General features: G+C 68.8%; 3 protein-coding genes. 2 read left to right on the top strand and 1 reads right to left on the bottom strand.

Annotated elements, in window-relative coordinates; genetic code table 11:
- Positions 1–1,253, bottom strand: a 1,253-nt coding sequence (locus MKK88_RS33665; protein WP_279601993.1) for a methyl-accepting chemotaxis protein, incomplete at its 3' end; no start/stop codon positions are given.
- A 325-nt stretch (positions 1,254–1,578) separates the two neighbouring features.
- Between MKK88_RS33665 and MKK88_RS00265 the strand changes: the two genes are divergently transcribed.
- Both MKK88_RS00265 and MKK88_RS00260 read left to right on the top strand, forming a co-directional pair.
- Positions 1,579–3,345 carry a methanol/ethanol family PQQ-dependent dehydrogenase gene (locus MKK88_RS00265; protein WP_409566597.1) on the top strand — a complete coding sequence of 589 codons (1,767 nt, stop codon included), beginning with the start codon at positions 1,579–1,581 and terminating at the stop codon, positions 3,343–3,345.
- 285 nt (positions 3,346–3,630) lie between these two features.
- Positions 3,631–5,370 (top strand): autotransporter-associated beta strand repeat-containing protein (locus MKK88_RS00260; protein WP_243996567.1); only part of this gene is annotated, 1,740 nt, incomplete at its 3' end.

Raw genomic sequence — 5,370 nt, 5'->3', positions numbered from 1 at the left:
GCCTCGCCCGCCCGGGCCGCCTCGATGGTGGCGTTCAACGCCAGCAGGTTGGTCTGCGACGCGATGCTCGAGATCAGCACCACCACGTCGCCGATCCGGGTCGCCGCCGCGCTGAGCGCCTGAACGAACCCGCTGGTCTGGTCCGCCTCTGTCACGGCACCCCGTGCCAGATCGGCCGCCCCGGCGACCTGCCGCCCGATCTCCTGCACGGAGGTGCCGAGCTCCTCGGCCGCCGAGGCGACGGTCTGCACGTTGGTCGAGGCGGTCTCTGCGGCCGAGGCCACGGCGGCGGACTGGGTGGCGGTCTCGCCGGCCGTGCCGGTCATGCTCCGGGCGGTGGCCTGGAGTTCGGAGGCGGCATCCGAGACGATCCGGATGATCCCGCCGACCCGGCTCTCGAACCCGTCGGCGATCTCCCGCATGGCCGTCTTGCGCCGCAGCTCGGCCTCGGCGCGGGTCTGGGCGGCCTCCGCTTCGAGGGCCCGGGTTCGGATCAGGTTGTCCTCGAACACCTGGGCGGACCGGGCAGCGGCCCCGATCTCGTCGTAGCGCCCCGTATAGGGAATCGCGAGGTCGGTCCGGCCCTCCGCGATCTGGAGGAGTACCTCGCCCATGCGTCGGACGGGACGCGCGATGTCGAGGGTCAGGAACAGCACGGTGCCGAGGCTCACCGCGAGGGCGACGGCTCCGATCACGAGCCCGCGCCGCGTCGCCGCGTTGGCCTGGACCACCGCGTTCTCGGTCGCCTCTCGGGTGAAGCGCCGGGCGTTGTCGACCGCTTCGCGGATGATGGCATCGGTCTCGATCGTGATGTCCCGGAGCGTGGAGCGGGCCGTCTTCTGCCCGTCAGAGCCCACCGTTTCGTTGCGACTGGCTTGGACGATCTCGGAAAAGCGCAGGAGATTCGCCCGCGTGCGCTCCAGCACGTCCGGGATCAGCGCCATCGCGATCGGCTGCTCGAGGCCCGCGGCCCCCGCCTGGGCGTTCGCGACGATCGTCGCGATGAGTCCGTCGCTGTTCCCGGCGCCGGGCGCCGTGTCGACGAGGTCACGGTAGCCGGCCCGCATCTGGGTCAGGGCGGATTGCGAACCCACGATGCCGTTCAGGATCGTCTGCTCGCGGCCGATGGCCCCGATGCCCTCCACGATCGTCCGGTTACTGAGCCACTGGCTGGCAACCAACGCAACCACCAGAAGACAGGCCGCGATCGCCGAGAGGATAAATTTGCTCCTGATCTTGAGCTTGATATCCATAATTTGACCGCCCCTTCGATCGATGACCGAGATTTTTCACGAGTAATGATCGTAAGATCGCGTATATATCGACGGATAAATTCCGATTGTCGGGCAACAAGCCGGTTCTGCTCTTGCCAGCGAACGACGATCGGTCGGCGGGCGGAGATGTTCATTGCGGCAGATCAATGCGCGCCGCTTCGACTTCGGACGCGCGTTCCCCCGAGGGCGGCTGCGGAGGGGCCACGGAGAGGGCCGAAGGGGTCGATGGTGCCGCGATTCCGCCGGGCGCGCGCTGTAGCCGTCCTGGTTTCCACCGCGATGCGTCAGACGAGGAGTTTTGGAAGTGCGCGTTCGGATCTTGGCCGCGCTGGCGGCCGCGCTTTCGGCAGGCCCGGGATCGGCGGCCGACGGGCCGGTCCTTCAGACCCTCGACTACGCCAACACCCGCTATTCCGACCTCGCGCAGATCGACGCCGGCAACGTCTCGCGCCTGAAGGTCGCCTGGACCTTCTCCACCGGCGTGCTGCGCGGGCACGAGGGCGCGCCGATCGTGGTCGGGCACGTGATGTATGTGCACACGCCCTTCCCCAACATCGTCTACGCCCTCGACCTCGATCACGACGGCCGGATCCTGTGGCGCTACGCCCCCCGGCAGGATTCCGGCGTGATCGCCGTGATGTGCTGCGACACGGTCTCCCGCGGCCTCGCCTACGCGGAGGGGCGGCTGTTCCTGCAGCAGGCCGACACCACCGTGGTGGCCCTCGATCCGGAGACCGGCCGGGTGCTGTGGTCGGTGAAGAACGGCGATCCGGCCCGCGGCGAAACCAACACCGCCACGGTCCTGCCGGTCCACGGCAAGCTGATCGTCGGGCTGGCCGGCGGCGAGTACGGGGCGCGCTGCCACGTCACCGCCTACGATCAGGCCAGCGGGAAACGGCTCTGGCGCGCCTACGCCACCGGGCCGGATGCCGACATGCTGGTCGATCCGGACACGACCACCGAACTCGGGCGCCCGATCGGCAAGGATTCCTCCCTCAAGAGCTGGGAGGGCGACCAGTGGCGGACCGGCGGCGCCTGCAGCTGGGGCTGGTTCTCCTACGATCCGACGTTGAACCTCGTCTATTACGGCACCGGCAATCCCGCGACCTGGAACCCGGCCCAGCGCCCCGGCGACAACCGGTGGTCGATGTCGATCATCGCCCGCGACGCCGATACCGGCATGGCCCGCTGGGTCTACCAGATGACCCCCCACGACCAGTGGGATTATGACGGCGTCAACGAGATGATCCTCACCGAGCAGGAGATCGGCGGGCGCCCGCGCCGGGTGCTGACCCATTTCGACCGGAACGGCTTCGGCTACACGCTGGACCGGGCGACGGGTGAGCTGCTGGTAGCCGAAAAATTCGATCCGAGCGTGAACTGGGCAAGCCGCATTCCCATGGACCCGGCCGCGCCCGATTACGGCCGCCCGGTCATCGACAAGCGCTATGCTCCCGGCGAGGCCGACGAGGACGAAACCACGAAAAACATCTGCCCCGGGGCGCTCGGCGCCAAGAACCAGCAGCCCGCGGCCTACTCCCCGCTGACCCGGCTGTTCTACGTGCCGACCAACCACATGTGCATGGATTACGAGGCGTTCCGGGTCACCTACACGCCGGGCCAGCCCTATGTCGGCGCGACGCTGACCCTGCACCCGCCGGAGGGCACCGACCGGACCGGTGCCTTCATCGCCTGGGACGGCGCGAAGGGGCGGATCGCGTGGTCGATCCCGGAGCCCTTCTCGGTCTGGTCGGGGGCGCTCGCCACCGCGGGCAACGTGATCTTCTACGGCACGCTGGAGGGGTATCTGAAGGCGGTCGATGCCCGGGACGGGCACGAACTCTACCGGTTCAAGACGCCGTCCGGGATCGTAGGCAACGTCACCACCTACCGGCATGACGGGCAGCAATACGTGGCGGTGCTCTCCGGGATCGGCGGCTGGGCGGGAATCGGTCTGGCGGCCGGCCTGACCGACCCGGCTGACGGCTCGGGCGCGGTCGGGGGCTACGCCGCCCTGTCGCAATACACGGCACCGGGCGGGCAGCTCACCGTGTTCGAGCTGCCGCAATGATGGCCCGGCCAAGATCCGGAGCTGCGCCGTGAACGGACCCGCTCCAGGCCCGATGCGAATCGGACGGACCAGCATAGGTCGGCCGAACGCCAGTGTAGATTTCCTCCTTTGGCAGTTAGATGCGCGAGTCGTGGGCGATGAATTAGTAAAATAGGTCCGTGTTGCTTTGATAATACAGAGGGTCACATCGAAAAACATGACGTGATTATGACGATATCGCACGCGTGATTTTGCGTATCCCGCTTGCCCCGAAGGCCGAACGGCCGTGCGATTCGAGGGTGAGCTATGACATTCCGACACGGCGTCTCGACCGCCGCCATGATGGTCGCGATCCTGGGTTCGGGCGCGCAGGCCCAGACGGCCCGCGGCAACGGCGTCGATATCCTGTCGGGCTTCGGCCGGCTCTGGATCCCCGGCCGGACCTACGACACCGGAAAGGCCACGGCCCTCGGGGCGCCCATCCTGTTGCGCAACATCCAGATCGTCGCCGACCGGGCGCGCGAGCGGACCCGCGATCAGGAGATCGCAGCCTATTATGACGACCGCCGCAACCAGAGCTACAGCGTCATCGACGGCCTCGGGCCGCTGACGCCGGCCTATCTGGCGGGATCGGGGGCGACCACCACGATCCCGGCCTTCGACGCGAGCACGGCGCGCGTCCAGTACAACGATCAGGGCACCGGCGCCGGCGTGACGACCGCGCCCCTCGGGAAGGTGGTGCAGCTGGTCAACGCGTTCCGGAACAACGCATCAACCAGCCCCGCCAAGGACGCCTACAGCTACTGGCGGCCCTGGCGGCAGAGCCTGAGCGGCCAGAGCCTCGGCTGGGTCGTCCCGGCCTCCCTGGTGCCGGAGAAGGGCTCGAACCCGGCCAGTGACGGCGGTTTCCCGAGCGGCCACACCAACGCCGCCTACCTCTCGGCCATGGCGTTAGCGTACGCGGTCCCGCAGCGGTTCCAGGAATTGCTGACCCGCGCGAGCGAACTCGGCGACAACCGCATCGAGGCGGGCACGCACTCGCCCACCGACGTGATGGGCGGCCGCGTGCTGGCGACGTATTTCGCCATCCGCGCACTCAATGACCCGGCCAACGCGACTCTCATCGGCGAGGCCTTCGCGCAGGCCCAGAGCTACCTGAGCCAGGCCTGCGGCGGACCGCTGGAGCGATGCGCCCGCGCCGTCGATCCGGCCACCGACCGCTTCTCGGATTACGCGCGCAACAGGGCCGCCTACACGGCGCGCCTGACCTACGGCCTCCCGTCGGTCGGGTTGACGGACCGGCCGCCGGTGGTCCCGACCGGCGCCGAGGCGCTGCTCGCGACGCGCTTCCCCTACCTCACGGCGGCGCAGCGGCGCGAGGTGATCGCCACCACCGAGTTGCCCTCCGGGGGCTTCCTCGACAACGGCCTGGGCTACGACCGCATCAACCTGTTCGCCGCCGCCGACGGCTACGGGGCCTTCAACGGTCCGGTCAGCGTCACATTGGATGCGGAGAAGGGTGGGTTCTCGGCCTACGATGTCTGGCGCAACGATATCGGCGGTACGGGCAGCCTCGAGAAGCTCGGCAGCGGCACCCTGGTGCTGACCGGCGCCAACACCTACGCGGGCGGCACGACGATCGGCGGCGGGACGCTGATCGGCCATGCCGGCGCCTTCGGCGGGGGCGCGATCGTCGACAACGCGGCGCTCGTCATCGATCAATCCACCGACGGAACCCTGGCCAACGCCATCTCGGGTTCCGGCACCCTGACCAAGACCAATGTGGGGACCCTGACGCTCACCGGCCTCAGCACGCTGAGCGGCGCCACCACGGTTCAGGCCGGGCGTCTCGCGGTGAACGGCTCCCTCGCCAATTCGACCGTAACGGTCTGGCACGGTGCGGATCTCGGCGGCACGGGCATCGTGGGCGGGATCCGCGCGCTGCCGGGCGGCACCGTGTCGCCCGGCAACTCGATCGGCACGCTGACCGTCACCGGCAACGCCGCCTTCGCGCCGGGCTCGACCTACCGGGTCGAGGCCAACGCC

It is taken from the genome of Methylobacterium sp. E-005 (assembly GCF_022829725.1).
GTDB lineage: Bacteria > Pseudomonadota > Alphaproteobacteria > Rhizobiales > Beijerinckiaceae > Methylobacterium.
The sequence above is the reverse complement of the archived record's forward strand: the minus strand, read 5'-3'. Positions and strand labels throughout refer to the sequence as shown.